The organism is Paraburkholderia aspalathi (assembly GCF_900116445.1).
In the GTDB taxonomy this organism is placed as follows: Bacteria; Pseudomonadota; Gammaproteobacteria; order Burkholderiales; family Burkholderiaceae; genus Paraburkholderia; species Paraburkholderia aspalathi.
This window is the reverse complement of sequence record NZ_FPBH01000003.1, coordinates 292,718-318,326: the sequence shown is the minus strand read 5'-3', so window position 1 is coordinate 318,326 and position 25,609 is coordinate 292,718. Positions and strand designations below refer to the sequence as shown.

The 25,609-nt window shown below is 63.9% G+C and carries 26 protein-coding genes; 5 read left to right on the top strand and 21 right to left on the bottom strand.

Going from position 1 to position 25,609, the window contains the following annotated elements:
- The first annotated feature begins 4 nt into the window (after window positions 1–4).
- Complete coding sequence (locus BM438_RS06415) at window positions 5–1,288, top strand: glycosyltransferase family 4 protein (protein WP_093633477.1); 1,284 nt, start codon at window positions 5–7, stop codon at window positions 1,286–1,288.
- Window positions 1,289–1,336: 48 nt separating this feature from the next.
- On the opposite strand, the gene BM438_RS06410 is transcribed toward BM438_RS06415, so the two are convergent.
- The 5 genes from BM438_RS06410 to BM438_RS06390 form a co-directional block, all read right to left on the bottom strand.
- Window positions 1,337–1,591 carry a hypothetical protein gene (locus BM438_RS06410; protein ID WP_093633476.1) on the bottom strand — a complete coding sequence of 85 codons (255 nt, stop codon included), beginning with the start codon at window positions 1,589–1,591 and terminating at the stop codon, window positions 1,337–1,339.
- A 13-nt stretch (window positions 1,592–1,604) separates the two neighbouring features.
- Window positions 1,605–1,823: a hypothetical protein gene (locus tag BM438_RS06405; RefSeq protein ID WP_143131654.1), complete on the bottom strand. Its 219-nt coding sequence runs from the start codon at window positions 1,821–1,823 to the stop codon at window positions 1,605–1,607.
- 152 nt (window positions 1,824–1,975) lie between these two features.
- Window positions 1,976–3,838 carry a MobH family relaxase gene (gene mobH / locus BM438_RS06400; protein ID WP_093633474.1) on the bottom strand — a complete coding sequence of 621 codons (1,863 nt, stop codon included), beginning with the start codon at window positions 3,836–3,838 and terminating at the stop codon, window positions 1,976–1,978.
- A gap of 302 nt (window positions 3,839–4,140) precedes the next feature.
- A complete protein-coding gene (locus tag BM438_RS06395) occupies window positions 4,141–4,608 on the bottom strand; it encodes a hypothetical protein (RefSeq protein WP_093633473.1) in 468 nt (155 codons plus the stop codon).
- Window positions 4,609–5,080: 472 nt separating this feature from the next.
- On the bottom strand, window positions 5,081–6,154 hold the full coding sequence (locus tag BM438_RS06390; protein WP_143131653.1) for a hypothetical protein: 1,074 nt from the start codon (window positions 6,152–6,154) through the stop codon (window positions 5,081–5,083).
- 225 nt (window positions 6,155–6,379) lie between these two features.
- Between BM438_RS06390 and BM438_RS06385 the strand changes: the two genes are divergently transcribed.
- Window positions 6,380–6,745 carry a DUF3742 family protein gene (locus BM438_RS06385; RefSeq protein ID WP_093633471.1) on the top strand — a complete coding sequence of 122 codons (366 nt, stop codon included), beginning with the start codon at window positions 6,380–6,382 and terminating at the stop codon, window positions 6,743–6,745.
- A 5-nt stretch (window positions 6,746–6,750) separates the two neighbouring features.
- Here the strand turns inward: BM438_RS06385 and BM438_RS06380 are convergent, their stop codons facing one another.
- The 5 genes from BM438_RS06380 to BM438_RS06360 form a co-directional block, all read right to left on the bottom strand.
- Complete coding sequence (locus BM438_RS06380; RefSeq protein WP_093633470.1) at window positions 6,751–8,256, bottom strand: conjugal transfer protein TraG N-terminal domain-containing protein; 1,506 nt, start codon at window positions 8,254–8,256, stop codon at window positions 6,751–6,753.
- Window positions 8,257–8,270: 14 nt separating this feature from the next.
- Entirely contained in the window at window positions 8,271–8,624 is a 354-nt protein-coding gene (locus BM438_RS06375) for a hypothetical protein (RefSeq protein ID WP_093633469.1), read from the bottom strand.
- Window positions 8,621–9,967 carry an integrating conjugative element protein gene (locus tag BM438_RS06370; protein WP_244179275.1) on the bottom strand — a complete coding sequence of 449 codons (1,347 nt, stop codon included), beginning with the start codon at window positions 9,965–9,967 and terminating at the stop codon, window positions 8,621–8,623. Before BM438_RS06370 ends, BM438_RS06375 begins: the two co-directional genes overlap by 4 nt.
- 64 nt (window positions 9,968–10,031) lie before the next feature.
- Window positions 10,032–10,973 carry a TIGR03756 family integrating conjugative element protein gene (locus BM438_RS06365; protein WP_093633467.1) on the bottom strand — a complete coding sequence of 314 codons (942 nt, stop codon included), beginning with the start codon at window positions 10,971–10,973 and terminating at the stop codon, window positions 10,032–10,034.
- The gene (locus BM438_RS06360) at window positions 10,970–11,413 is read right to left on the bottom strand and encodes a TIGR03757 family integrating conjugative element protein (protein WP_093633466.1); all 444 of its coding nucleotides are present in this window, start codon (window positions 11,411–11,413) and stop codon (window positions 10,970–10,972) included. Before BM438_RS06360 ends, BM438_RS06365 begins: the two co-directional genes overlap by 4 nt.
- 246 nt (window positions 11,414–11,659) lie before the next feature.
- Between BM438_RS06360 and BM438_RS06355 the strand changes: the two genes are divergently transcribed.
- Both BM438_RS06355 and BM438_RS06350 read left to right on the top strand, forming a co-directional pair.
- Complete coding sequence (locus BM438_RS06355; RefSeq protein ID WP_167378318.1) at window positions 11,660–13,273, top strand: MASE1 domain-containing protein; 1,614 nt, start codon at window positions 11,660–11,662, stop codon at window positions 13,271–13,273.
- 24 nt (window positions 13,274–13,297) lie between these two features.
- Window positions 13,298–13,948 (top strand): hypothetical protein, encoded by a 651-nt coding sequence (locus BM438_RS06350; RefSeq protein WP_093633464.1) that lies wholly within the window; start codon window positions 13,298–13,300, stop codon window positions 13,946–13,948.
- A gap of 252 nt (window positions 13,949–14,200) precedes the next feature.
- On the opposite strand, the gene BM438_RS06345 is transcribed toward BM438_RS06350, so the two are convergent.
- From BM438_RS06345 to BM438_RS06295, 11 genes are read right to left on the bottom strand one after another with little or no spacing between them, the layout of a single operon-like run.
- Window positions 14,201–14,914, bottom strand: coding sequence for a DsbA family protein (locus BM438_RS06345; RefSeq protein WP_093633463.1), 714 nt, complete (start codon window positions 14,912–14,914; stop codon window positions 14,201–14,203).
- On the bottom strand, window positions 14,911–15,942 hold the full coding sequence (locus tag BM438_RS06340; protein ID WP_093633462.1) for a phosphoadenosine phosphosulfate reductase domain-containing protein: 1,032 nt from the start codon (window positions 15,940–15,942) through the stop codon (window positions 14,911–14,913). Before BM438_RS06340 ends, BM438_RS06345 begins: the two co-directional genes overlap by 4 nt.
- An 8-nt stretch (window positions 15,943–15,950) precedes the next feature.
- Entirely contained in the window at window positions 15,951–18,848 is a 2,898-nt protein-coding gene (locus BM438_RS06335; RefSeq protein WP_093633461.1) for a conjugative transfer ATPase, read from the bottom strand.
- Window positions 18,848–19,282 (bottom strand): TIGR03751 family conjugal transfer lipoprotein, encoded by a 435-nt coding sequence (locus tag BM438_RS06330; protein ID WP_093633460.1) that lies wholly within the window; start codon window positions 19,280–19,282, stop codon window positions 18,848–18,850. Before BM438_RS06330 ends, BM438_RS06335 begins: the two co-directional genes overlap by 1 nt.
- Window positions 19,263–20,732 carry a TIGR03752 family integrating conjugative element protein gene (locus BM438_RS06325; RefSeq protein WP_093633459.1) on the bottom strand — a complete coding sequence of 490 codons (1,470 nt, stop codon included), beginning with the start codon at window positions 20,730–20,732 and terminating at the stop codon, window positions 19,263–19,265. Before BM438_RS06325 ends, BM438_RS06330 begins: the two co-directional genes overlap by 20 nt.
- Window positions 20,722–21,627, bottom strand: coding sequence for a TIGR03749 family integrating conjugative element protein (locus BM438_RS06320; protein ID WP_093633458.1), 906 nt, complete (start codon window positions 21,625–21,627; stop codon window positions 20,722–20,724). Before BM438_RS06320 ends, BM438_RS06325 begins: the two co-directional genes overlap by 11 nt.
- Window positions 21,624–22,301, bottom strand: coding sequence for a PFL_4703 family integrating conjugative element protein (locus BM438_RS06315; protein ID WP_093633457.1), 678 nt, complete (start codon window positions 22,299–22,301; stop codon window positions 21,624–21,626). Before BM438_RS06315 ends, BM438_RS06320 begins: the two co-directional genes overlap by 4 nt.
- The gene (locus tag BM438_RS06310) at window positions 22,298–22,696 is read right to left on the bottom strand and encodes a TIGR03750 family conjugal transfer protein (protein ID WP_093633456.1); all 399 of its coding nucleotides are present in this window, start codon (window positions 22,694–22,696) and stop codon (window positions 22,298–22,300) included. Before BM438_RS06310 ends, BM438_RS06315 begins: the two co-directional genes overlap by 4 nt.
- A 10-nt stretch (window positions 22,697–22,706) precedes the next feature.
- A complete protein-coding gene (locus BM438_RS06305; RefSeq protein WP_093633455.1) occupies window positions 22,707–23,054 on the bottom strand; it encodes a TIGR03745 family integrating conjugative element membrane protein in 348 nt (115 codons plus the stop codon).
- Between the two features lie 16 nt (window positions 23,055–23,070).
- Complete coding sequence (locus tag BM438_RS06300; RefSeq protein WP_093633454.1) at window positions 23,071–23,310, bottom strand: TIGR03758 family integrating conjugative element protein; 240 nt, start codon at window positions 23,308–23,310, stop codon at window positions 23,071–23,073.
- On the bottom strand, window positions 23,307–23,660 hold the full coding sequence (locus BM438_RS06295; protein ID WP_244179270.1) for an integrative conjugative element protein, RAQPRD family: 354 nt from the start codon (window positions 23,658–23,660) through the stop codon (window positions 23,307–23,309). Before BM438_RS06295 ends, BM438_RS06300 begins: the two co-directional genes overlap by 4 nt.
- Window positions 23,661–24,031: 371 nt before the next feature.
- Between BM438_RS06295 and BM438_RS06290 the strand changes: the two genes are divergently transcribed.
- Window positions 24,032–25,552, top strand: a complete 1,521-nt coding sequence (locus BM438_RS06290; RefSeq protein ID WP_093633452.1) for a serine/threonine protein kinase — start codon at window positions 24,032–24,034, stop codon at window positions 25,550–25,552.
- Window positions 25,553–25,609 lie beyond the last annotated feature (57 nt).

Genomic DNA, 25,609 nt, shown 5'->3' with positions numbered 1-25,609 from the left:
CGCTGTGCGCCTTCTGCTGATCCATCAAAACCTGCCTGGCCAGTACCGACACCTTCTGGTCCACTACGGCCGACAGCCGGATTGCCAGGTGGTGGGCCTGGGCGAAATGAAGCGCCTGAAGGAGAACATCCGGAAGCCGATTCCCGGCGTGCGACTGGTTGGCTACGACACCCCGCCGACGCCCACGGCGACCACGCTGGCGACGCTGCGCACGACCGAGGCCGCGGTCCAACGCGGACAGAAAGTCCTGGTCGCCCTGCTCAAGCTCAAGCAGGCCGGCTTCACGCCCGACGTGGTCTATGCCCACCCCGGCTGGGGCGAGACGCTGTTCCTGAAAGATGTGTTTCCCCGTGCACGGCTGATCCATTTTTGCGAGTTCTACTACCACGCTACCGATCAGGACTTTAATTTCGATCCGGAATTTCCCTGCAATGCCGAGGACGTGCTGCGCCTGCGCATCAACAATCTGCATCACCTGATGGCGTTGGAACAGGCCGACATCGGCATCGCGCCCACGGTCTGGCAACAGACCCGCTTCCCGACGATCTACCAGCCCAAGATCGCGGTCATCCACGACGGCGTCGACACGACCGCAGTGGCCCCCGATCCGGAAGCCTTCCTGCGCTTTCCGAAGCACGACCTCACCCTGACTCGGAAGGATGAGGTGATCACCTTCGTCAGCCGGAACCTGGAGCCGTATCGTGGCTTCCATACCTTCATGCGTGCACTGCCGGAACTGCTTAAAGCACGACCGAAGGCACACATCGTCATCGTGGGCGGGAACGGTGTTTCCTACGGTCGTCGCTTGGCCAAGGGCAGTTACCGTGAGAAATACCTCGCCGAGCTCAACGGGCGCATCGACCTGCAACGAGTGCACTTCGTCGGCAAGCTACCGTACGACACGTTCCTGCGCGTGCTGCAGGTCTCAACCGCACACGTCTATCTGACCTATCCGTTCGTGTTGTCGTGGTCGATGATGGAGGCGATGGCTGCCGGATGCTTGGTGATCGGCTCGCGCACCGCACCGGTCCAGGAAGTGATTCGGGACGGTGAGAATGGGCTGCTGGTGGATTTCTTTTCGACGAGCGAACTGGTCGATGCCATCCGGCGCGTCTGCAACGATCCGACGCGCATGCAGGAACTACGCGAGGCGGCACGGCGTACGATCGTGGAAGGCTATGACCTCCACGGCGTGTGCCTGCCGCGGCAGAAGGCGTTGATTGAATCGTCTACGGACCAAGCGGTTTTACGAATCGACTCATCCGAGCGGATAGCGTATACGGCCTAGCGGCAGTTGTACGGGTTCATCACCGGATCGTGTAAACACGCGTGTTTTTCAGCGCGGAACTATTCCGGTCTGTACCTCAGCGTCCATGACGAGATGAAGCGTGGTCCAGCTAAGTCCCGCTTTGAGCCCCCGCGCTTTGCGCACCGCCAGTCGGATCGTTTCTTCGCTTACCTGAAAGCGTTCGCTCAGATCGAGGTAGCTGATTGTCTCGCCCTCGATGCGTAACAGGGCGTTGGTGATGGCGTGGCCGCCACGGCGATTACTCTTCAAGGTGGCCCGCTTGGTGGGGTCAAACGTCGACATACGAGAGGGTGCCTCACGAATCCCGTGCGGTCATCGATTGGCCTAGGGACGTCAAGGCCCAGCCGCCATGGGCAATTTTGGTGATCAGACCTTGCGCCTCAAGACGACGGCAAATTTTTTCGTCGTCGGATCCCGGAGATGCCGCCGCTCCCCAGCGCAGTTGAATCAGGACCAGACGCTCTTCGGCCGCCAGTACGTCAGTTGACATGGAAACCTCTTCCTGCTGAGTCAAAGTAGGCTGTCCGCTGCATCGCTCATCCGCTACACAGATCGCATCGGACGGATCTGTTGGGGAGAGATTGTGACGCCAAGTCAGTGTGGCTGGCGAGCCCCTTGGATGTTCCAGTGCATCGCCTGGGGATTCGTGGGCGTCTCAAGTGGTATTCACGATGCTACGGATGATTCGAGTAGTTTCAGATAGGGATTGTTTGCCGGTAGCTCGGCGAACAGGCCGGTGGGATCGGTCAACAGATAGCCGTGCAGTCGACGCGATTTGCGTGGCCCCGTGACCTCACACGTCCAGATGTTCAATCCGCTCGCATGCTTGCGATGTATCTGCAGGCGCTCGAAGCGTTTCTGCACCCACTGCCAGTCGGCGAGCTCCGCGGCCTGCGCCAGCGGGCCGATGTTCGGATGTTCCTGTGCATAGCGCTGGAACACCCCGGGACTGACCAGATAGGCCGTGTCCGCGATCGTATGCACCAGGGCTTTTGCGTCGTTGATAACGAGCTTGTGGCTGGCGATGCCCGTATGCAACCACGCGATGAAATGTTCGCCGGATGGTTCGGCCGCTGTGGCGATGGGCAGGGTAGGTGCGGCGGCGAGGTCGTTTTTCAGGGGGGCTGCGAGATCGGCCGTGGACATGGGCGATGTGTCCGTGGCGATACCATGATCCGATGGTGCTGGCGCCGAAACGGACGGTGCCCTGTCGATCAGATCGAGCATGCCGGCGAGCGCATCGGACGGAGCCGCGCTTGGCCCCGATGACGGCGAGGACGATGGCGCTGGTGATACATTGTCCGCGCCAACCATCGTCGGCGACGGTGCGGTGCGGTCCGCCGGCCGGGCTTCCACTGGCGATGCTTCGTCGGCCTCGATACGCACCTCACCGGTAAATGCCTGCGGACGTTGATCCGTTTCCCAGATCAGTGCCGGCGAGAGTCGGAGAAAGGTGAAGCTGTGCGACCATCCGCCCGCGCTCGCGACCGTCGCTTTCCAGATGGCTTTGCCGTTCGGGGTGGGCAGTGCGATACCGTGGTCCTGCAGCACGTTGAACACGGCTGTGTTGCTGGTCGGGATGCCGTCGATGCCCTGCGACAGGAGGTGAGCGCGCAGCTTGTCGGATACGGTCTTGCTCACCAGCCAGAGCGCATCCTGCGTCAGCCATCCGTCGGAGGCCTGCGGCTGGTTCAACTTGAACTCCTCCCTGAGCAGGTAGCGCAAACCATCGAGCAGCTTGCGTTGCAGCGCATGCCGTGGCGCGGCGAGTGCCTTCGTGGGGTCGCCGCCGAGCTCCTGTGCGACGGAGGCCTGGTCGGCCTGGATCACCAGTTCGCCAAGCACGCCGGCATGCTCGTACTGGCCCGCGAGGACATACAGCAGCGACGCCCAGAGGTTGGGGAATCCACTGAGCCAGTCGAGAATCGCGTGATCGAGCAGACGGTGATAGAGCAGACCTGTCGCGGCACCATGCAGGCGGTATTCGCGATCGTCCCGATAGCGGAAGCGATAGGGGCGCTGCAGCGGACCATGCCACGGATGCCAGGCTGTGCCATCGGCGTGTTCGACCTGCAGGTCGACGGCGATCTTGCCGATGTCGTGCAGCAGGGCGGCGTAGGCGAGGCCTGCGGTCCACACCTCGGCCTGTGCCGCCTGGGTTTCGGGCGGAGCGCCCGGGGGAAGCAGGTGCGACTGACGCAGCTTCAGGGCGTAGGAGACGATTTCGAGTCCATGATCGAGCATGCCGCCCGGGTAGGCGTGATGATGGCTTTCCGATGCGGGAAATTGCTGAACCAGCTCGGCGTAGCGATCGAGTGGTGTGCGGTATAACTGTGCGAATTGCGACCGAGACAGCGACGTGCGCTGCCAGATATGTTCCAGCAGGCGCTGGCGACGCGGGGTATTCAGCAGCGCCGCCGCCGACTCCGGTCGCGTCAGTCCCTTGGGTGTTTCGGACGACGATACCGGTGGGGCGGCGGGTGTAGTGGCTGCAGTGGGCGCCTTTTTTTGCCGGAACAGAGTGAACATCGCGAACCCGAATGTGGTGACCGGAAGGAGAGCCTTTTGTTTTTCCGGGTAGGGCCATTCCCCTTGCCTCCCGTTCCCTTGCACCCTTACAACCTTTTGGCCTTCGGCCCTTTTCGGTATAGCCGGCGCGACTCCGTCGACGCGAGCATCCATGAGGTCGTGGCGTGTTCGCGTCGGGCAATGGGTCGGGTGCCCGAACGTTCAGTGCGCGCGATTCCGGGCTGGCCCTCTTGATCCGGCAATGATGCACAGGCGCGCAGCGAGTTCGTCGCTGCGCGCCTGCCGCCGGGATGAAGCCGCTTTCAGTCAATCTTGAAACCGCCGCACTGTCGCAGAAAGACCTCGAACTCGCGGACGTTTTCGACCGAGAGTGCAAAGTGCGTTGCATCGTTCGCTACGCGCCCGCTTCCATCACAGCCGTTACATCTCATGTTTCCGGGGCCGATTGCGGGCGGCGTGGCACGACTTCCCGTTGCGCCGCAAATGGTGCAAGGCTCAAGAGGCAATGCGTCCAGGCGTTCCTGACGACGTTGCGCGTGCCGCTGCGTCCTGCCGGAGGCGATTTCTCTGGTGAGACGATCGGCCAGCTTCACCGAGTCAATAGCATCGAGCCCCCAGCCATCGTTGAAATGGCCAAGGTTGTCGAGCGGGATGATGTCCGGGGCGATGTCCTCGCAATAGCTCCATAACGGATGCCACCACCAGATGTTGTTTCGAAAATATTCGCCGATCTCCGAACTCGGCGCCTTGCCATAAACGTCCATACCCATTTGGATACTCCTCGGGTCGTGGAGCATCCGTCCGGGTGCATGGACGGCCGATGGCTGTCGAGCAGCTCGGGTGACGTCGGAATGCTCCGGTTGGGAAAGGGAGCATCCGGCCCGACAGGGCATCGAATGCCCCATCGTGAGGGAACAACATTCCGGACAGGTGTCGGGGTATCCGACACGTGGCGACCGCACCAGAGACGGTGCCGGATGAGCCGCAGGGCGTCGCATGACGCAGCGACGTGCGGGTCTACAACGGGCAGACCGGCCGTGAACCGACGAGCGTGCGGGGCGCGCCGTCGAGTGCAACGATCGAAGTAGAGGCCAGGGAGATTCGGGGCGCTACGAACAATACGAGCTACACCGTCACCGCATTGCGCCGGTACGCGGTGTCATGCATTTCCGTATGGATGATCCAGTGACGCCTCCATCCCGAGGATGCGATGCTTGACGGGATCGCGGTGAGGACGTGACATCAGCGTGTCGGATCTGCCTGGACGTTGATTGCGGACAGATCGATTGTGATCGTGCAGAGATCCGTCGGCCCATCCAGTCGCGTGTGATCGGTGTAGAAGCGGCCGAAGGTCCACGCACCTTCGGGGTTGTGCCGGTTATCCGAGGCAAGCACGACGGAGAGAAGTGCCCGGCCGGCAGGCTCCCAGCTGGGGCGAACGATGTCCTTGAGCGTGTTCATCCAGTAGGGCGGATCGCCGTGGGGGAACGTCTTGAACTCCTCGTTGAACGTGGGGCGGAAGTGACCAATCAGAGCCGCTTCGAGGACCTTGGCAAAATCCGGCATGCCGATCATGGCCTCGAGGATGCCGCTGCCGGTAATGAAGCGTCCTGGGGCCGGCTCAATAATGTAGCTGGCCTGGTAGCCGAAGACGTAGACCTGAAGATTGGGCGCGTCGCGCTGGAGGTTGCCGGCGATCGCGCGTACTTTCTCGTGTTTCCACAGCCGGTCGGCGTAGTCGAGCTGTCCTTTCTTGCCGGTCGAAATGCCGATGTATTCGATCCGGAAATCGAGACAGGTGGGCCAGGTGCTGTCGTCGACCCGAATGAAATGCAGCAGGTCCGGCTCAAGAAATAATCCGATGGATCCGCCCTCGCCATGAATGAGCAGTCGATTGGGGTGGCCCATGGGACCGCAGGCAATCTCCACATGCCTGATGTGATCCGGTGTCGGAATGCGTTCTGAGAGTGGCAGCGGGTAGGGTGACGTTTTGCCGTCAAGGAACAGCTCGAAGGGAACCCGTTTCCAGTCCTTGTAGCCGACCTCGAACTCCAGATGCCCGACGGCTTTCTTCTGGTCCGCGAACCAGTAAAAGCTCTCCCGCGAAAACATGCAGCGGGGGCGTGTGGTAATCACGTAATGATGATAACCATGCATGACGCCGACCCCCTGGACCTCGCTGCCATCGTCACGTTTGAAGATCATCCGCTGCGATGGATCAGCGACCTTGATCTCCTTGTAGTCCTCGACGTGGTGCAGACCGATGACCATGGGGAAGCCGGAGGAGTAGTGCAGGATGGAAGGAGGGTTGGGCATGTCGACCGTAAATTCCCAAAATGATTTGAATAGGGTTCAGCGGGAGAAATAGCCGCATGGTATATTTTTCTGGCGAGATCGAATCTGTCATTTGCGCTGATGCCACACCCGTTTTGCGCCGCAGATAACATTGAACGGCGGTCAGCTGATTCGTAATCTACGATGAGTCAGGAGGCCCTCCGACAAGCGGGCCGTGACTGGAGCAGCGGAATCCGAGGTGCACCGATGATCACCGAAACGCACAACGAGCCATGGGCACACCGGCTGGGCCGGGGAGCAGGTCGTGTGTGGCGCTGGGCTGCCCGTCGGGATCAGCAACTCACCCGCACGCTCATGGCGCACGGTGTGCCCGCCCGCTTCGCCAGCACCATGCTGTGGCTGGTCAAACTGGTTGTGCTCGGTGTGCTGTTCTATGCGGCGTTCTGGCTGGCATTGCTTGTCGTGTTTGCAATCGTGGCGGCCTGGGCAGCACGCAACACTGACTGGGACCATGACCACGACGATAAGGCTGAATGGCGAAGCGGGTGGGATGGGTTTGGTCTCTATCGAGGCGAAGTGCGCATCGATGGCGGCAGCGCAGACGACGAATAGCACCACTACTTCAACGCTTTCATCGCTACGTCACCACCTTTGCCGCCTGCTGATTTCGCACCGTCAACTCCTGCCGTGAACATCTGAACCAGATTTCCGGCACGCACGCCAACCCAACCAAGCGCAGCGACCCAGAATCCTGGCAACACGATGAACATCGCCGCCATGACAAAGTTCAGCAGCATGTCGCCGAAGCCATTGTTGAGCCCCATCATCAGATTGAAGTTCTGATGCGGTGAACCGCTGCCGTAGAGCGCGTCGAGGATCGTGCTGTCGATCCAGCGCGCGAGCTGGAACCAGAACTCGACAAAGAACAGCGCGAATTCGACGCAGCTCACCGTGACCACCGCCTTGAGATCGTACGTGCCGATCAACAGCACGAGCGGAATACAGATCACCAGCGCACTTTTCAGGAACGAAAGCACCATCGGCAGCGCCTGGCGCACTACGTCCATCGCCGGGAAGAAGCCCATCGATCCAACGGTGAGGCCAAGGTCGGAGGTCATCCGGTTGGTGTCGTTGAAGAACGTCCGGTCGACCTGGCCGCCATAGTCGGTATAGACCTGCCCCTGGTTCATCGTCTGCTGCTGGGGCGCGACAATGTCGCGAATCACCGCATCGTCGACCTGGGTCGGCGACAGGAAGCCGGCCCATTTGCCGATCCGGCTGAGCAGGTCAGGACTGACCTGCGCCAGCAGTCGCGACCTCAGTCCGGTGTCCCCATCGGCCCACCATTGATTGCAGGTTGGATAGCCGCCGCCGTTGGGCACCTGAGCCAGTCCCGCATCGCGTGTAGTGTCATAGGGCCAGGCGGCACGTGGTGTGCTCGAATGGTAGGTGTTGTAGAAGCCGGCGCTGTTCAGAAAATAGCTGGAGCCGATCCAGTTCACGTCGTTGGTCTGATCCTCGGAGAGGGTGGGCCGGTTCATGAAGAGCTTTGCGCGCGAGGGTCCGTAGCAGTCGTGCGTGAAGTCGGCCACTTCCTGTGCCAGGACCGGATCGGCGATGCGCGTACTGTCGATATCCATCCGGATCTGCCGCAGGTCGGTCCCGCACGGAATCGCCGCGACCGCGGCGCCCGTGATGGCCTTCGAGATCGCATGCACAAAAAACCACCAGACCGGCACCTGGGCGCTCTGGTTGTTAAGCGTCGTGAATGACGTCGCCCAGCTCGTGTCGGCCGGGGCCGGCGCATTGACCTGACACTGCACGGAGCGCGTCTGGTCGAACTGGATCGTCGAGAGGTTCATCGGAATGTAAGGAATGCCGGCGAACATGATCACGACGATCGCGACAAAGACGCGGTTCTCGATACGCATCGACGAAAGCACACCCTTGTTGCCTTCGTCGGCGCCCTCGGCCCGGGCGCGCAGCCACTCCTGCAGAACGATTGCGAGAAAGGGCAGCGCGAACACGCCGCTCGCCACCAGTACATTCCAGATGCCGTTGTTGACGACCCACCCGACCAGCGTCAGGTAGTACTCCAGATAATCCGTGGTGTAGAGCGTCATGATGTAGATCCCGGTCAGCCTTGCCGAAGCAGGGCGCTGCTTTCCATGACGACGAGCGCCAGCACGGCAGCCAGTTCAATCCGAATGAGTCGCCGACGGGTTTCCGGCGAAGGCTCCCGATGCCGCAGCCGGCGATGCATTCGATACCAGGCATACGCGGTGCCGGCATACAGGCAGAGTCGCCACACCCGGAAGGCTCCGGCGTGCGCCTGCAGCCACTGGCTCCAGCCCCGCACATCACCGACAAGGCCGATGCCGAGGACGTTCACGCCCGCGGCGACGCCCACAATCGCGGCGATCCAGAGCAGGCCGCGCACCGTGTACCGGTTGAACCGCGATGCCCACCGCAGCCACGCGCCCCTGGTCATGGCGTCCCGCCCTTCGGCTTCTGGATCGTATCGAGACGATCGCGCAGCGTGTCGCCCTGGTAGATGCCCCGCGAGCCGGCGCTTCGTGCCGTGTTGCGCTCGATGATCGTGGCCGGCGAATTCCCGGCGAGTTCGCGCCGCAGTTCGAGCTCGGTCTTGAGGTTGTTGATCTCCTGTTCCAGCGTGCCGTTCTCCTGGTCGACCGCCTGCTGGGCGAGTTGGTTGGCCGCCACGTTCGGTTCGTTCTTGCCGGTCAGCAAGGTGCGCTGAAGCAGGAGGGCTTTTTCAAGCACGCTCGACAGGGCCGCTTCCGAGGCGAGGCGTTGCCCCAGCACGTCCTGGTCCGGTTCGTCGCGCAGCGCCTCGATCACACCGCGCGTCACTGGCAGCGCATCGCTGCCGGCCGCATCAAGATTGGCGGGTGTGGTCGGCTTTGCGCCGCTGATGAGATCCTTCAACGCCTGCAGCTTGGTCTTGTATTCGTCGTCGATCAGCGGTGTCAGTCCGACGCCGGGCGTGGTCTGCGTTTTTGTGCAGTCCTCGCAGGTCTGTGCCACGCGCTCGCCCAGCACGCGCGTGGCGAAGTCCGAGGCGGCCTGCGGCGAGCTCCACGTCTGGCAGGTAAGACTGCCGTTGCAACTTCCGCTGTCGATCGATGACGTCTCGGTCACGCCACGGCCATTGAGCAGGTTGTAGCCGGCCTTGGTGACATCGCTGACCATCTTGATCGGACTCTGGCCAGAGCCACCCGCATTACCGCCACCGACCCAGGGCACCCCATGATTACCGTGGCTCGATTCGGCCTGGGTGATCGCCGACACGGCGTCCGTGCTGGCGACCGCCTGCTTCAGTTCCATGCCTTCGGCGAGCTGGTCCCAGCTCATCTGGCCGCCGGCCATGTCGGCCATCCGGTTGGCGATCGCGCGACAGGTCATCTTGGAGCGGTCGAAATCGAGCCGCGCCTGCAGGATGCCGTTGGTGAGCAGGTTGTAGAGACCAGGATCGGCGCGCTGGATGATCAGCGCCGGCAACGAGGCGACCGCTCCCGTGGCGTTCTGGATCACGGTCGACATGATCGACTGGAAGCCGTTGGTGACGCCGTTGAGCTGGTTCTGCAGCGTCGTCGTCAGACTCATGTTGCCGCAGATGAGATTGTTGTTCCAGCCGAAACCCACGCCGAGGCTCTGCATGTTGCCCGCGCTGCTCATCGAGACCGCGCGTCCGCCGCCCACGTGATAGAGCACGTCATCGCCAATGACGTTTCCCGACACATCGACGCCGTTGCTGTTTAGTTGGGTCTGCGCGCCGAGGAGGGTGCATGTGCCGGCAAGACCCGCTCCCATGGCGAAACGGAGCAGGCAGGACCGGATATGGCTGAACATCATGAGGTTCATCCCATGGACTCCGTCAGTTGAAGTCGGTGCTGCCGAGGAACACCTGGCCGCGCCGCTGGCAGCAGGCGTAGGGGCGCCACAAGGTCCAGGCGTAATCGGCCTGGGTCGCCTGCACCTGCTTGTTGCGATGGGGGAAGACCGCGCAGGTGGTCGAGAGCGTCGGCGTGAGTTCCTGCCACTGGCCGGTCGAGGCATCGCTTTCCACCAGCGCGCCGGCAGGCCAGTAGCCGTCCTGGGCATTGGCCAGCAGCGGCTGATAGACATGAACCTGCCCGCGGCGAGTCACGATGTCGCCCGCGCGCTGCGCGACGACGGCACCGCTTTCGTAGTCGTTGGCCTGGTCGAGAAATCCGCCGCGTGGATAGACGTTGCCCCACAGGTTGTCCGACAGGCGGCTGCCGATCTCGCGACGCCCGGGGATCAGTGATTCGGGGTAGACCGCTTCGGGAATGCCATAGCGCCAGGCCACCGTGTCGAGGGTGCTGAGGAGATAGGGCATGAATGGCGTGGCGGCGCCGGCACAGGTATAGCCCGACTGACTGGCAAAGCGACTGAAGACCGTGCCGGCCGGGTGGCCGATCACGTCCGCGTTCTTGAACTTCATCAGGTTGTTTTCGTGATTCTGGTTCGTCGTGCCTTCGCCGCCGGCGTGGGCCGAGGGATTGGGCGCGCTCAGCAGGCGCATCTCGGTCCATGGGTTGGCACCCGTGTTGGCGTAACTGGAGACGACCGCGTCGGGAATGTAGTGCCGGACCTTGACCGTCGTGCGTACGCTGCAACCGAATGCGCCGCATTCGAGCCAGTAGCAGATGCCGACCACTTTCCATGCGAGACAGTCAGGTGACAGCGCGGACGCAATGATCGTCGCGGTATCGAGCGCCAGCACCGAGGTACCGACGCCGAGCAACAGGCAGGCCAGCGCCAGGCGCAGGCGATGCGAACGGAAATACCTCATGGATGCGAACTCCGATAAGCGGAAATACGCGCTGCCGCGCGGGCAACATCGGACGTGCCGTACACCACGTAGCGCCGATCCACAACGATCGCCGGCACCTTCGCGATGCCCAGGCTCCACGCATCGGCAACGCCCTGATAGGCCGAGGCGAGGTCGCGCTGCAGGTCGGGATGCTGCTTAAGGCGCTGCTGCACGATCGCCGTTGCGGCGGTGGCATCCGGTGGCAGCCCATCGGAGAGCGTTGCCTCGAGGCGGGCAGGTGCATCGAGCAGCACGACGCGAGCGGTCGATGCATGCACGGCGGGATGCTGTCCGTCCGTGAACACCTGGATATCCGTCGACTCCGAACGATCTGCAGCACGCACGGAGGGGAGCGCGCATGCAAAGGCAAGCGTGATCGCGAGCCACGCAAGGTGTCGGGTAACAGGCGTCGGGAACATGGGAGGCGATGAGCACCACGAGGAACGGTGCGCATAGTCGGCCTGAGTTAACTGGCTCAAGCGACAGGGAAACGGAATGCGGCGCCGACCGCGTTCTTGCGAGGGTGATATGCCCCAACGCGAGGCGCCCACGAATCGCTATGAAGTGTGACCCAATTCGTAAAACAACCGGGGAGGGGCTGCTAGCCTCGTTCCAGGCAGCCTGGACCAATGCTCGACCACGCTCGACACAGGGGAGTTAAGGGAATGCGTGAGACCATCAGGCAAAGGAACTGGCTACGCCATCTGGCGGTTGCGCTTACCTACTTTGCACTTTACAGCGCGTTGCGCTATGTCTCGTTTTCCTACTGGTTCCTGCCGGCGAGCCTGCGCCTGCTTTGCCTGCTATTGCTGCCGTACCGTTACTGGCCGGCGCTCGCCCTTGGCGAGATGCTCGGGCTAGGGCGGTTCAGCCTGCAGTGTTATGAAGAGTTCGGCCTGACCGGTGCGCTGCTCAATTTGGTGCCACGCATTGCGCTTGTCATGCCGATCGTGCGCTGGTGCCGTGAGCGCCTTTCCCTGCTTGGACCGAGACGGCAGGTGCGCATGAATGCACTGCTACTGTGCGCGATGCTGCTGGCTCTCGTCACGGCCACGTATGACTGGTGTTTTCTGCGCATCATGCCCGTCCAACCCGGACAATCGCCGACGTCGTTCGTATGGGCGCCGCGTTATTTCATCGGCAACTACCTGGGCATCCTGACGATGGTTCCCTTGGTCCTGATGCTGTGGCAGATCGCGGGTGAAACGCCGACATGGCGCGCGGCACGCACGCGCCTTGGTGGTAGCCGTCTTGCCCTGGAGGGACTGGCGCTGCTGGTGCCCAGCTTGCTGCTGCTGGCGTGGATCGCGGTCAGCTTCAAGGACCTGGGGCAGGTAGCGCGTATGGCGATGTTCCTGCCCGTCGCCGTGCTGGCGATGCGCCACGGTTGGCGTGGCGCTGCCTTGGGCGGTTTCGTCGCCAGTAGTGCGCTGGTCGTGGTAGTACCTGCGCCATACGACCCGGTCACCTTGCAGGCGGAAGTGTTCATGGCGTTCACGTTGTCCGTCCTGCTGATGCTTGGCGCGCGCATCGCGACGCTGCACGCACGCGAAGAAATGGAGCGCATGAACAGTCGGCTGGCTTTGCAAAGCGCCCAGCATGGCCTCTATCTCGGTGAGTTACGCATGCAGCAGGCTGCCGACACGCTGCAGGACGTCGGTACAGCCATTCACCACGCCCACGAACGATTGCTCGATCGCATGCGTCTCTTCCTGCCCGAGGGCGAGGAGCGCCGTTACAGCAGACAGGCGATCGCCACCCGGCAGGAAGTATTCAACCGGGTGAACAGTCTCGCCCCACGGGCCTGGCAAACGAACGGACTGGCGCACCTCCTCCAGGAGGGTTCGCTGGCCCATGCCCTGCAGAACCTCGGCATCACCTATGTGTGCGACATCCGGGGCACGGGACTGGCCGGGTTCTCCCCTGGATTTCAGCTCGCCCTGTATCGCCTCGCGTGCGAAGCGGCGGTCTACGTGCACGAGCAGATATCGCTCTCGTCGCTCCGCCTGCGCGTGCGTGCGGGTCGCGTGCGCGGCACGCACTGGGCGGTCCTGCAGATGACCGGCACGCCGCTGCGCAGCGACGACACGTTCTTGCCGTCGCGCCGCGAGTGCGATCAGTTCCGCGAGCGGTTGGGTGCGACGGCCGACGGCGTCGGTGGCATCCGGCATAACGCGCGGATCTATCGCGGGACGGTCCATGCACGTGCGACGGAACATGCAACGCGACTATCGTTAGTGATTTACGACGGAGACTCCCTGTCAGGACGATCTCACTAACCTTAAGTCCAAGAGGATCACACCATGTTCCGCACATCGTTTGTCTATCATTCCCGGCTGGCGTTGCTCGCTGGTCTGCTTGCTTGTGCCTTGTCGGCCCATGCCGCTCCACCGGTTCTGGCTTCGACCGGTTTCGGCCAGGCATGGCCCAATGCGCAGGATGTCAGCCTGAACCCACACTTCCACGCCTACCGCTTCGATCGCGATGGCGTCGCCTATGTGCAGATCAACGCCGTCAACGGCGACGTGCGGGCCGCTTTCGCCTACGCGGGCGGGATAGTTCTCACGCTGCCGATGGGGGGCGATGCCTCGCGCGTATCGATACCGGATCGGTCCGCTGCAAACACCACATCGGCGGGCGAGATGGTCTACCGTGACACGCATGTTCAGGTGAGCATGATTCCGCAAGCCGACGGCCTGCACTGGGCCGTACAACCGGCGCTTTCGGGGACCGGGGTGACGGCAGCTTCCTGCACGCCGGTGCAGGAATGCGGCGGCGGCATCATCAACCAGTTGTCCCTGCAGCAGAAGCCGGCCCCGAGTGCCTGCGTTCCGGTTCAGGAATGTGGCGGTGGTATCGGCAACCAGGCGCAGTCACCGCCGAAGGTGCTGAGTGCCGACTGCACGCCGGTGCAGGAATGCGGCGGTGGCATCGTCGAGAGCGTGCCGAACTAGCGATGATCCAACCGACGGACGGGACGTGTAGGCTTTCGCCTACAACGAATGACGTAGTGCGCCGACTGTCATGGATGGATCGCCCTGTGGACACTAACCGTGTCCAACCGTCAGGCGCCTGTGGAAGGCCACCACATCAAGGATGACCGACACCCGGACTAACGCCGCCCCTCATACGGGCGGCGTTTCCGTTTTGTCGTCAGCTTGGGATGCGGGACCGCGCCGCGATCCTCTTCGATCTTCCGCGACGGGTTAGCGGCCCGTCTCTGCCGCAGCGACAGACCCGCTCGAACGGGCTTGAGTGCCGGATGCGACCAACTGATCGATCGCGGAGAGCAGGGTGTCGCCGTCGGCCGCCCCGCGAATGACCAGGGTCTGTCCGGTCTGACGGTCGATCAACCGTAGCATCGGGGTGCCCTGGATCTGATCGCGCTGGGCGTCGTCAATCTCACGCTGGATCGCGTCGTCGGCCTGGGTCCCCGCGAGGCACGTCTTGATCCCGGTGCTGACGTTGGGATAGGGCGTACCGGCCGGCAGGCCGTCGCCGTTCGCGCGCGTGTGCCCATAAACCCATGCGACGGCCTTCCAGAATTCGGTCTGTCCGCCGACACGCCCGGCGCACTCCACCAAGCGCGCTTCCTGACGCGCGGCGGGGTCGTGCATGGCGAGCGGCAGGTGGTGCCATTGCCAGTTGACGTCGTGATGCGCATCGATCCACTGGTGCAGGACCGGGAAATACGCTTGGCAATACGGACACTCCAGGTCGGCATATTCGATGAGGGTAAAGCGCGCGGTCGGCGCGCCATACACCCAGGGTGGCCCGAAGGCGTGACGCGAAGCGCCGGACCCCGGTGTCAGCTGCATGGCAGCGACGAGCAGGATCGCAAGGACCGTGATGGCGGAGGCCGCCGGCCAGAACAGGCGGCGAAGCTTGGCGCGGACGAGCCAGGACGGCAGATACTTCATGGCAAACCCTCGCAGAGGCCCAGCTCGGACGTGCAGCCGCCCGTCTGGTTGTCGAAGAACAGGGCGTACTGTCGTCCGCCGCGTGTCGTCCGGCTCCACTCGACCACGGTGCGGATCGTCGCGTACGTGCCAGGACGGGTCACATCCATCGGGTCCTTGACCGCGGGGAAAAACGTAGCGGCGTGCCGCTTGTTGGCGGCCGCGACGACGCGCTCCCAGCGTTCGATGCGATCGATGTGTTCCGGGAACTGCTCGGCGATCGCACGCAACTCGTCCTTGCGGCAGTTGATGCACGGCATGCAACCGACGCGCCCCATCCCCATCGCGTAAAGCGGATTAGGCGTCAGGCCGTGCCGGCGATGCATGGCCCACACATCGTCGACGGTCCACCGAAAGATCGGTCGCCACAGCATCGATCCGGACTCGTGGTGATTGAAGCGCGGCTGTGTCGCGCGGTGCCGGCTTTCGTCCGCGCGAATGCCGAGCCACTGCAGGACTGGTCCATCGCGCAACATGGGACCGACGATCTGGGTTTCGATCGGGGAGGCCTTGAGCGATTGCGTGCAAAACCGCGCCATCGTGCTCGGAAAACGGCCCTTACTGACACAGAGATCGAGAAACGGATTGCCCGTCGGCTCGTGCAGCGCCACGGCCTCGGCGACCACTTCGTCGGACATGCCGAGCTTCGGCCAGACACGCAGGACGTAGGCACGATGCCGGGCGAGATCCGCGCTGAAGTCAGCGCGCACCACCTCGACTCGCGGACCGCCGGTGCGCTCATGCAAGCGGCTCACAAACTCGTACGTCAGTTCGTGCTCGTTACCGGTATCGGCGAACACCGCGCGGAATGGCCGTCCGGATTCGAGGGCGAGCAGATAGACCGCGGCCGAGTCTTTTCCGCCGGAGACATTGACCAGATGCTGGATCGGACGACGGCGCGTGGGTACAAGAGCCAGCCGCGGCGCGCGCCGCCGCAGACGAACCGGCGTGTTGATACGATCGAGGGCTTGGGTCGCGAGATAGGTCATGGGGAAGGCTAGAGATCGAAGGGCAGGGGTTCGATGCCGCGCGCCCGGTCGATGCGTGCCGCGATGCGGATGGCCGCATCGAGCTCGCTGCAACCAAACTGCTGCATCAACTGGTAGCGCTCGTTCTTTTCCTCGGGCTCGGTCATGGCAAGCGCGAGATAGAGGCTGGGCGGGACGACACGGAACAGGAGTTCCATCGAGCGGGAGAGGATCACGCCTTCGGTGAACTTGCCCGCTTCTTTGCGCGCGGAAAGCATCAGGGTTTTCTGTGAGGGGTTCAGCTCGCGAAAGCGCGCGATCTTCTCGACCTCGTCGGGCGGCATCGACAGGCAGATCCACCACTCGATCATGTTGAGCATCGGCTCCGCCGATTTCGGCAGATCGTCGATGTTCTGGGTGGCGAGCCAGAACCACGCGCCGAGCTTGCGCCACATCTTGGTGATCTTGACGATGTACGGGGAGAGCAACGGATTTTTCGTGATGATGTGGCCTTCATCGGTGACGTTGATGATCGGCCGCCCGAGGAACTGGTCGCGCTCGGCGATGTTGTTGACCGCGTTGATCAGCGAGATGTACGCGATCGACAGTTGCGCGCTGTAGCCCTCGCGCGCGAAGGTCGCCAGATCCACCACCGTGATGTCGACCTCCGGCCACGGCGTACCTGGACGGTTGAACATCTCGCCGTCGACACCTTGACAGAACATGTCCATCGCATCGGCCATTTCCAGCAGCCGCGTGCGCCGGCTGTCCGGCAGCGACGCGTCACGACCCCGTGCGCGCAGGGCATCGCGGATGTCCTGGGTCAGCACGGTGCGATGGTCGCCGGCGCAGCCGTAGGCGGCATCGAGAATGCACTGCCGGATCAGGCTGCGGTCCGCGCGCGTCATGCGTGCTTCCTCGCGGTCCTCGCCACCGGTGATCATCAGCCGCGCGGTGATTTCCAGCTCGCCCAGCACGTCGCGCTGCTCGTCGCGCTCCTGGATTGCCTCGGACGATTCTTCATCGAGCGCGTCGGCGTCGAGCGTGCGCACCATGCTCGGTGTCCGCACCAGTCGCCAGGCGTCGGCGAACGGCGCGAGGCTGACGCCCGAGCCCGGCGCGAGCTTCACGCGATGCACGCTTAGGCCGAGCCGGGTGGCGAAGTCGCCAAAGAGACCGAAGGAGTTGCCGGCCTCCACGATGAACAGGCGCGGCCGGTAGATCGCCATCACCTGGTTGAGCAGGTTGTTCAGCGTCGCCGACTTGCCCGAGCCGGTGGGTCCGAACAGGAACAGGTGCGCATTCATCTGCCGGTCGCGACGGCTCAACGGATCGATGGTGACCGGACCGCCGCCCCGATTGAACACGGTGATACCGGGATGTCCGGTGCCCTGGTTGCGGCCCCACACCGCTGAGAGATTCGCGATGTGCTGCGCAAACATCAGTTGCGTGTACCACTGCTTGCGGTCTTTCGACGGATCGAAGACGCAGGGCAGCCAGCGCAGATAGCTGTTAAGCGGCCCGACCTCGTCTTCGTCGCGTACGGGTTGCAGGCCCGCGTTGAGCATGACGTTCGAGAGCTGCAGGGTGCGCACATCGAGCTCGGCGAGATCGTGACCGCGCAGGTAGAACGCGACCGCGCCGCGGTAAAGCTTATGCGCGCGACCGATGATGGCACGCGCCTGCTGCACGTCCTGGCGGGTCTGCTCGGAGGCCAGCGTCTCGCCCACGGATTTACGGCTCAGGTGATTGAGGTGGGCTTCGAGGGTGTCCTGCGGCGTGATGACCAGCGTGATGCACATCACCGTGTCTTCCGGCATCTGGTCGAAGAGCGCGTTGATCGAATCGCCGCCCTTGCGCGTCTCGCCCGTGATGTGTCCCGTCGCTGGCGGGAGGCGCAGGCGGTCAAGCACGACGACCCGGTGAGGCCGGTCGTCGAAGTGCCAGACGCCATGGGCCGCGTCGGAGACCGGCTGCCCGAAGAACAGGCGCTGTGCGAAATCGGTGCCGCTGGCCAGCTCCAGATCGTCGTCCGGGCCATCGGCCGCAGGCTCCGGATAGGCGGCCAGCTGATAGAAGCGCTCGCGGGCTTCGGCGGTGTCGCCGAGCAGGGTCGGATGTGGATTGAACCAGCGCAGCAGCCATGCGTGAATCTCAGGCGCATCCAGGCGCCGCGTGCGAACGCCGGCATGCGCAAGGCCGCCGGTGAGGCGATCGCAGACAGCGTTCAGCGCCTGGCTGGCTGACGTGCCGCGTCGTCCGCCCGTGCCGCTGATATGCCGGTAGACGACCAGACGCACACGGCGGGTTTTCCCGCGCCACGGCAGGCGCGTGACGGCGGTGTCCTCGAACAGGCCACCCGGCTTCGCAATGGCACGCAGGTGATGCTCGAAGAAGCGCAGGTAGAACGCGGTGAACGCGGTATCGCGCGCACGCGGCTGGACGTAGTCGTGCAACGTGCGCAGGTAGTCGTCCCAACCGGTTTCGTCCTGGACGTAAAACTGCACCACCCACGGGTTGTCCTCGAGCTCATCGAGACTGTCCTGCAGGGCATTCTCGACGGCGTCACGTACCTGGTTCAGCCATTGCGGCTCGCGACCCTCGGTACCGATTGGTGTGATGTCGAAGAACGCGGCCATCGATTCGCCGTCGTCCAGCAGCAGGCTTTTCGACTCCGCCAGGAATTCGACCCACGGCAGCAGCTCGACGAACGACGGCACGACATCGTAGAGCGCCTGTTCGTCGTCGTGTGTCGCGGGCCTGCGTTTCGCGCCAGCGTTCGCGCCCGGTTCGGGGATGCCGTGCGACGCTAGGTGCGCGATGTGGCGCTCCCACGCATCGGGCGACGCTGCATCGGCGGGCGCCGCGTTCGCAGGCCAGCGGGAGGCCCGGCGTCGCAGGCGCCCGGCGAGTTCGCGCCAGTTCATCAGTAGCTCTCCGTGCGCTCGCCCGGCATCGCGTACTGCACCCGCTGGTACAGCGGAAACACCGTGGTATAGCCCGGCACGGGTGCGGGATCGCTGCCGGCCAGGTGCGGAAACATATACATAACCAGGTCGGGGTTCGGCAGTCGCTGGAACTGCCGGTAGATTTCGTTCTGCGCGGTGCGCGTGTAGCGGGCGTTGTCCGCGGGGGCGGTCTGGGTATCGCCCGCCGTCAACGGGCGACGCAACGATTGCCGCGCGTCGAGCAACTGGCGCGACGCCGGGTTGTCGCGGGGGGTGCCCCCGGTCTGCTGGTCCCAGATCGCGCGCATGTCGGCATCGCCATGCGGCAGCAGCTTGTCCTTGCTGGTTGCGCAGCCACTGAGCACGGCGGCGCCGAGCAGCAAGCTCCCCGCGTTAATCCAGGTCCGATGCATGAGTGCCTCCGAGGCGATGGTTGACGCGACGGCCGTTCGGGTCGTAGTCGATGTCGAGCGACCGTTCGATATGCACTGCCACCGGCGCGCCGGGCGGTACGTAGATCGCGGCGAAAGCCTGGCCGTAAAGCTTGTTGACCCACTGCGACATCTCCTGGACGCCGCCGGCGAGGATGCGACCCATCGCTTCGTTACCCGAAATGCCGACGGTGCCGAGAGTGCCGTTGCTGTTGGTGATGTAGGAGGCACTGCCATCGTTCGACTTGATCAGCGATGCGGCGGCCGCTTCGGCGGCGGTGATGAGGGCCTGCGAGCCGAGGTACTGCTGCGCGTTGCTGTGACGGTCGCCGCTGACGCAGGGCACACCGTAGGGATCGCTGATCCAGCCGAGGCCACCTTCGATGGCATTGGTGTTGCCGGTCTGCGCGGTCGAGCCGCCGCTGTTGCCCTGGTTCTTCCCATCCGGCAGGGTGCGGATGGTACCGTCGTTGAACACGAAGGTGATGGAACGGATCTGGCCGCGCACGCATGACAGCGTCCAGTCGCCCGACGCGGTGCCGCTGATGACCGCGCCGGCCACGTCGGGCAGGTCGATGCCGTTCGCGGTGAGATTGTCCGCGCCGACCAGCACTTTGAACGGGTAGGGGTCATTGACCGTGCCGTCGATCGGCACGCGGCCGATCAGCGCCGTCATCGCCACCGAGCCGAGCAGGGTCGCGTTGGCTGGTACCGTGTAGACCGGTGTCGCCGGGGGCGTCTTTGTCGCCGCACCGGCATCGTTACCGGCATCTTCCGGTCCGTCGAGCGGTTTCTGCACCCGATCGGGGGCCGGCGCAAAACTTGTCGCGAAGGGCGTGTCGCCACCGGGCGCGGACGCACCGTTCGATGCCGAAGCATGCTGGGGGGACGGCTTGGTGTCCTGCGGTTCGATCCAGTGAATGCCATCACCACTGAAACCTTGCCCATCACCTTCGCGAAGGCCGAGCCCGATCGGAAGATCGGCCTGGCCGCCCTTGTTGCCCAGCGTATCGAGCCGATGCTGCAGATCCTGGAGGAGCCCCTGTGTCTGCTGCTGGTCGCTGCTGGTCTGATCACGTTCGTGCTTCAGGCGGTCCCGCTCGCCGTTGAGCGCGCTCTGCACGCGCTGGTCGACATCGCTTTCGCGCTGACGCAGCCGATCGTTCTCGGCCTTCTGCGTCTTGTTGTCGGTGAGCACGTTCTGCAGTTCGCCGCGCAACTGCTTGACCTGGCCGACGAGGGTTGCGACCGTGTCGCGCGGCGTATCGCCTTCGATGCCGAGCGCCTTCATTTCGTCGGGTGTCAGCTGACTGTCCGTCGCGCCCGTGGTCGGCGCACGGGGGTGGCCGCCGGAGAACAGACGGATACCGACGAACACCAGCAGCAAGACGACCGGAATCATCAGCCACTTCAACAGGCCATTACTTTTCATGGTCGCCTCCGTGGCCGGCGCTCGCCTCGTCGGCGGGCGGGAGGTTCAGTGAGGGGTCGATCGGGCTGACCGCGGGGAGCAGGGATTCGGCGAGACCATGACCCTGCGTGACCAGGTACAGCACGGTCGTATCGGTTGACTGGCCGGCCGGTCCGAGATCAGGATGCTGGAACGTCGCGGCGACAAAATCGCCCTGCAGTGCGCGCGGATCGAGCGCCAGCCAGCCGGGCGCGGTATGCGAAAGCCGGACTGCGGTGACCCACGCGTTGTCCAGCCGCCACGCGGCGAGTGCGGTGGCTCGCACCGGCAGGGTGGGCAATAGCGTATCGAGTGCAAGGTCGCGGCGCAGATTGACGCGGGCGATGCCGTTGACGGCTTCGACCGTGCGCAGCGGCGCATAGAGCGTCTGCGCGGCATAGCGGGTCAGCACGACCGACACCGGAGTTTCCGGCGCACTGTGCGAGGTGGCCGGTGTCGCCGCATCGTCGGCGGCGGGTGCGCGGGTGCCGTAATGCGTGGCGGGCAAGGGATCGCTGACGATCTGTATCGGCTCGAGCGGCGCCTGATCCGCCTTCGCTTCCTTGGCCTCGATGTCGAGCAGAATCAGCGCTCCATTGCTGGCGTCCTGCAGGGCGAGGCGGGTCGGCTCGATCGGCGCGCTGGGGCGCAGGTAAATCGCACCGCCCGCGCTCTGCACCCGCAGATGATCGGCGACGGTGGCGGGGACACCAACGCGCACGTTGCGGTCCACAAAGATTACCCGCTCCTGGCCGACGACCAGCGGTACGGCAAGCGGCAGTCGCTGCCAGTGCAGGATCTCGACCGCGTGGCTCGCGGAGATACTGCCGAGCACGAGCGCGGCGGCGACGCTTCCCTTCAGGACGAAGCGTTTCATGGGGATACTCCCTGAGGCGCGGCGGCGGACGCCGGTGCGGGCGGTGGCGGGACGGCGATGCGTTGCGGGGGACCGGCGTAGCAGTCGAGCGCGAGGCCGAAGGGATTCTTCTCCGGGTCGATGTCGGCCCGCACGACCTTCAGGGCGTAGCGAACCAGCGCGCGCTTGACCTGTTCCGCACCGAAGTACTCGTCGGCGGTGAGATCGAGCGTCACGATCCAGTTGCTGTTCGAGACCACCTTGACCCGTGCGGTCGGATCGTCACCGTAGCCGCGACCGGGAATTTCATAGACGCCGCGCACGCGCTGACGCAGCTCGCCACTATCGCGGCGGAGTGCGAAATCCTGCTGCAGTGTGGTCTGGCACGCGGGCGTCAGGTAGGACGACAGCGCATGCAGGTTGCGCGGGTAATCGTCCTCGCCGTTGGTCGGCCAGCGATTGAGTTGCTGGAAGACGTAGAACGCAAACGTGTAGACCGACTCTGGCGGTACATCCCACCAGCGTCGCGTGCTACCCGAGCGCAGGTCGGGCGGAACATGGATGGTGAGATTCTTCGGGGCGCTCCACCAGCCGAAGCCGAACATGAGCGCGAGTATGGCGAGCGCCGCGGCGCCCACGCGCAACGTGCGGACGTGCGCCTGCAGATGCGCAACCTCGTTCTTGAAGCGGCTCATGCCGGACCCCGTCGCGTGCTCCAGCGGCCCGCGCGCACGATCAGGTCCTGGCCACCGAGCAGGCGGGCGAAAGAGGGCAGACGGCAGCGCAGCTGCCATTGGATTTGCCGGTACAGCCAGGTGTCGGGGCGGCCGCGCTTGCGTCGGCGCAGGACACCACCGCCGAGGAACAGGCCGGCCGCGATGCCGACGACGACCAGCGTGGGCGCGACGGCGAGACTCCTGGCAAGCCACGCGAGCGGAATGCCGGCGATCAGGCTGAGGGCGGCCGACAGGCCGACCGTCATCCACAGTTCGTCGGCGGTCATGCCGCGCACGATAACGGGTTGCCGGTTGAGGCGGTGCGGCAGGAACGTCACCGTGCCGTCCCCGCGAAGCTCGGGCGTATCGGACATGACGCCGTGCTCACAAAATGCCGGTCGCTTTGGTCAGCAGCCAGATGGCGATCACGAGCAGCAGTGCGCCCACCGCGACCGTCATGCCGAACTGCCCCCAGGTCTTGCGGCCGGTATGGATCTCCGCATACGAGCTGTAGGCGTGGTAGCAGACGCCGATAAAAATTGCGGCGATGACCAGCAGTGCGACGAGCATCACGATGTCGTAGCCGTAATTCTGGATCGTCTGCAGGATGCCGCTGCCTTCGCCGCGGCTTGGGTCCTCGATGGCCGGCAGGGCCGCGTGCGCGGCGAACGGGAGCAGGACGAAGGGTGCGAGGAACCACGGCACGGCACGAGACAAGGTTGAACGTTTCATCGCGACATTCCTCGGGTTACGACAGCAGGAAGAAGGTCAGCACCACATAGATCGCCGCGAACCGCACGGCGACCCCGAGGAACTGGCGTTGGGAGATGCGGTGGTCGGCCCAGCCGACATAGGCGGTGCGGATGGCCCAGACGCCCCAGACGAGGACGGTGGCAAACACCACGCCATACATGAGCGTGGACACGGCGGCGGGCGTGAAGCCGCCGTTGCTCTGGAAGGCCGTCGCCTGGTCGCCCGTGAGGTTCATGGCTGCGCCTGCGCGGGTTCGACGGGCTCGCGGTAGTCGCCCAGCAGGTCGGCGGAATCGCGCGGCTGCGCGCGAGGCGGACTCAGGTAGTCGTGAAGGCCCGTGCGAATGCGCGCCACGTCGGCGTGCAGGCGGAGATAGTCGAAGTGATAGCGGCCGCGGTCCTCGGGCAACTGCTCGGAGGCGGCGGCGAGCCGGTCGATGCTGTCGAGTTGCCGCTCGATGGTCGCCAGCGAGCCGGTTGCCGAATCGGTTCCGGCTGCCAGCACGGGTCCGCTGACGAGCAGGCCGACGCACACAGCCCGACCGAGGGCGCGGGTCCGGCGCATCGACGTCCTGGTTCCTGACATGGAGCAAGCCCCTGCATCAATTTCGATGGCAGCAGCGTGCGGTGTTGATCCGGTCGTCGCCGCAAACAAAGCGATTGCGGCGGCAACCGATTTACGCAGTGAGGGTCCGCGGCATTGCGAGCACGCGGTACGGGGTACCTGGCGCGCAAGTGGGCCGCACATTTCGGCCGATACCTGGCTCCTTACGCGCGGCGCGGGCGCGTCAAGCAGGTAAAATGAGCCGCGACCTCAAGGACGGATCGAGGCAGCGTGCAAAGGGCGTTGATCGCCCAACGAAGCGGAAGACCCGTGCAGCGAGCACGGATATTCGCTCCTCATCCTCGTGAGTCGACCGAGGGTGTCAACGGGAGTGCTGACTTGCAAGGACGCGGATGGCAACGACCTATGGTGATCGCTGGATCCTGGGAGGATCCCTCGGTGGCGGTGGACAGGGGGATGTTTTCCATGCCTCCGATCGATCGGGACAGTATCCGGACCCGGTCGCGCTCAAACGCCTGAGGAACCGTAACCGGGAGGACCGGTTCATCCGGGAGATCGAAGCGATCCAGCGTGTGGACCACGAGCACGTCGTCAAGCTGATCGACCATTCGCCGATCAGCGACGATCCGAAACAGTCGCTATACATTGTCATGCCCCTGGCAGCTGGCGGTGACCTGAGCAGGCGGGTGCTGGCCTACAAGGATTCGCTCGACAGCACCCTGATCGTTGCACGGCAACTGGCATCGGCGCTCGCCGCGGCCCACGGGGCGGGCGTGGTCCACCGGGACGTCAAGCCGCAGAACGTGCTGTTTCGGGACGTGGGACAACACGCGCTCCTGACGGATTTCGGTATCTGCTATATGCATGCGGACGACCGGATCACCCCTGTCGACGAAGCGGTTGGGCCACGCATTTTCATGGCGCCGGAAATGGAGGGTGGCCGCATCATCGACGTAAGGCCTGCGGCCGATGTGTACTCCTTGGGCAAACTGATTTACTACATGATTTCCGGCGGGGTCTTGCTGCCGCGCGAAGCCATTCACGAGGAGCCCTACGCGCAGGTGTTCGCGCAAGGCGGGCGATACCACCTGCTCCGGATGCTGCTGGGCAAGATGATCTGCCTGGAAGATAGGCGGCTGAAAAGCATGACCGAGGTGGCTTCGGAGCTGGAACAGATCGCCTCCTGGGAAGCGCGCGCGCAGATCACGCCCCTGACCTCAACTTCACTCGATGCCATCAAACGCCTGCAGCAACGCGAGTTGGACGCTCAGCGGGTCATTGCAGAGAACCAGGAAACGCGTCGAACGGAAACCGAAGTGCTCGGTTCGACCCAGCGCTCCTTGATGGACTGGTTGATGGTTCAACTGCAACAGATCCGCGACACAGCCCATGTGGATGGCGTTTTTGAGTGTGCCGTTCAGGAGGCGACCGTGCCTGGAGCACTTCCGTACAGCAACCAAACCAGTATGCTGAAAGCGCTTTCCGGTATCGAACTGTGCGTGACGCGACCCCAGGCGACGTTCCACAAAATCGAGACGCTTCAGTTTCTGCTCTGTCAGGTTTGGCGTCCGTTTATCACGGTCGGCGACCAGCCGAGAAAGCGGCCCATGGAAGATGCGGAACTGGTATTCCTTCCATACTATGTGCGTCCTCCATTGCGCACGCCGCCGAACCTCACGTGGGGCGGCTATTTGACCAGCACGAGTCATCGAAGCGTGCGCACGCCGGGTCATCGGGGTGGCGCGGCCTTGCACATCCACAAGTCGTTCGTCGGACAGGGCTACACCCTGTTCCATGCGTTTCGCGCTTCCCAGTGGCCTGGCGTTCGTCCCGATCTGACGGTAGTAATGGGCGACGCCTTCGATACGTTCTGCGACTATCTTTTGCAGGGCGCCAGTTCGATCGGTAACTGAACGCAACGCAAGCGCGTCGGGTGGTCGCTGTTAAAAGTTTTGGTTGTTGATGCGAAC

Bases quoted from the DNA above. Each gene is read 5' to 3' on its own strand.
- BM438_RS06380 (WP_093633470.1), bottom strand. From the start codon at position 8,256: ATGACGCTCTACACCACGGATTATCTGGAGTACTACCTGACGCTGGTC.
- BM438_RS06365 (WP_093633467.1), bottom strand. From the start codon at position 10,973: ATGAGGTATTTCCGTTCGCATCGCCTGCGCCTGGCGCTGGCCTGCCTG.
- BM438_RS06395 (WP_093633473.1), bottom strand. From the start codon at position 4,608: ATGGGTATGGACGTTTATGGCAAGGCGCCGAGTTCGGAGATCGGCGAA.
- BM438_RS06320 (WP_093633458.1), bottom strand. From the start codon at position 21,627: ATGAAACGCTTCGTCCTGAAGGGAAGCGTCGCCGCCGCGCTCGTGCTC.
- BM438_RS06300 (WP_093633454.1), bottom strand. From the start codon at position 23,310: ATGAACCTCACGGGCGACCAGGCGACGGCCTTCCAGAGCAACGGCGGC.
- BM438_RS06310 (WP_093633456.1), bottom strand. From the start codon at position 22,696: ATGTCCGATACGCCCGAGCTTCGCGGGGACGGCACGGTGACGTTCCTG.
- BM438_RS06295 (WP_244179270.1), bottom strand. From the start codon at position 23,660: ATGTCAGGAACCAGGACGTCGATGCGCCGGACCCGCGCCCTCGGTCGG.
- BM438_RS06305 (WP_093633455.1), bottom strand. From the start codon at position 23,054: ATGAAACGTTCAACCTTGTCTCGTGCCGTGCCGTGGTTCCTCGCACCC.
- BM438_RS06335 (WP_093633461.1), bottom strand. From the start codon at position 18,848: ATGAACTGGCGCGAACTCGCCGGGCGCCTGCGACGCCGGGCCTCCCGC.
- BM438_RS06355 (WP_167378318.1), top strand. From the start codon at position 11,660: ATGCGTGAGACCATCAGGCAAAGGAACTGGCTACGCCATCTGGCGGTT.
- BM438_RS06350 (WP_093633464.1), top strand. From the start codon at position 13,298: ATGTTCCGCACATCGTTTGTCTATCATTCCCGGCTGGCGTTGCTCGCT.
- BM438_RS06340 (WP_093633462.1), bottom strand. From the start codon at position 15,942: ATGACCTATCTCGCGACCCAAGCCCTCGATCGTATCAACACGCCGGTT.
- BM438_RS06385 (WP_093633471.1), top strand. From the start codon at position 6,380: ATGATCACCGAAACGCACAACGAGCCATGGGCACACCGGCTGGGCCGG.
- BM438_RS06410 (WP_093633476.1), bottom strand. From the start codon at position 1,591: ATGTCGACGTTTGACCCCACCAAGCGGGCCACCTTGAAGAGTAATCGC.
- BM438_RS06325 (WP_093633459.1), bottom strand. From the start codon at position 20,732: ATGAAAAGTAATGGCCTGTTGAAGTGGCTGATGATTCCGGTCGTCTTG.
- BM438_RS06345 (WP_093633463.1), bottom strand. From the start codon at position 14,914: ATGAAGTATCTGCCGTCCTGGCTCGTCCGCGCCAAGCTTCGCCGCCTG.
- BM438_RS06330 (WP_093633460.1), bottom strand. From the start codon at position 19,282: ATGCATCGGACCTGGATTAACGCGGGGAGCTTGCTGCTCGGCGCCGCC.
- BM438_RS06390 (WP_143131653.1), bottom strand. From the start codon at position 6,154: ATGCCCAACCCTCCTTCCATCCTGCACTACTCCTCCGGCTTCCCCATG.
- BM438_RS06360 (WP_093633466.1), bottom strand. From the start codon at position 11,413: ATGTTCCCGACGCCTGTTACCCGACACCTTGCGTGGCTCGCGATCACG.
- BM438_RS06375 (WP_093633469.1), bottom strand. From the start codon at position 8,624: ATGACCAGGGGCGCGTGGCTGCGGTGGGCATCGCGGTTCAACCGGTAC.
- BM438_RS06315 (WP_093633457.1), bottom strand. From the start codon at position 22,301: ATGAGCCGCTTCAAGAACGAGGTTGCGCATCTGCAGGCGCACGTCCGC.
- mobH (WP_093633474.1), bottom strand. From the start codon at position 3,838: ATGTTCACTCTGTTCCGGCAAAAAAAGGCGCCCACTGCAGCCACTACA.
- BM438_RS06370 (WP_244179275.1), bottom strand. From the start codon at position 9,967: ATGGGAGCGGGTCTTGCCGGCACATGCACCCTCCTCGGCGCGCAGACC.
- BM438_RS06290 (WP_093633452.1), top strand. From the start codon at position 24,032: ATGGCAACGACCTATGGTGATCGCTGGATCCTGGGAGGATCCCTCGGT.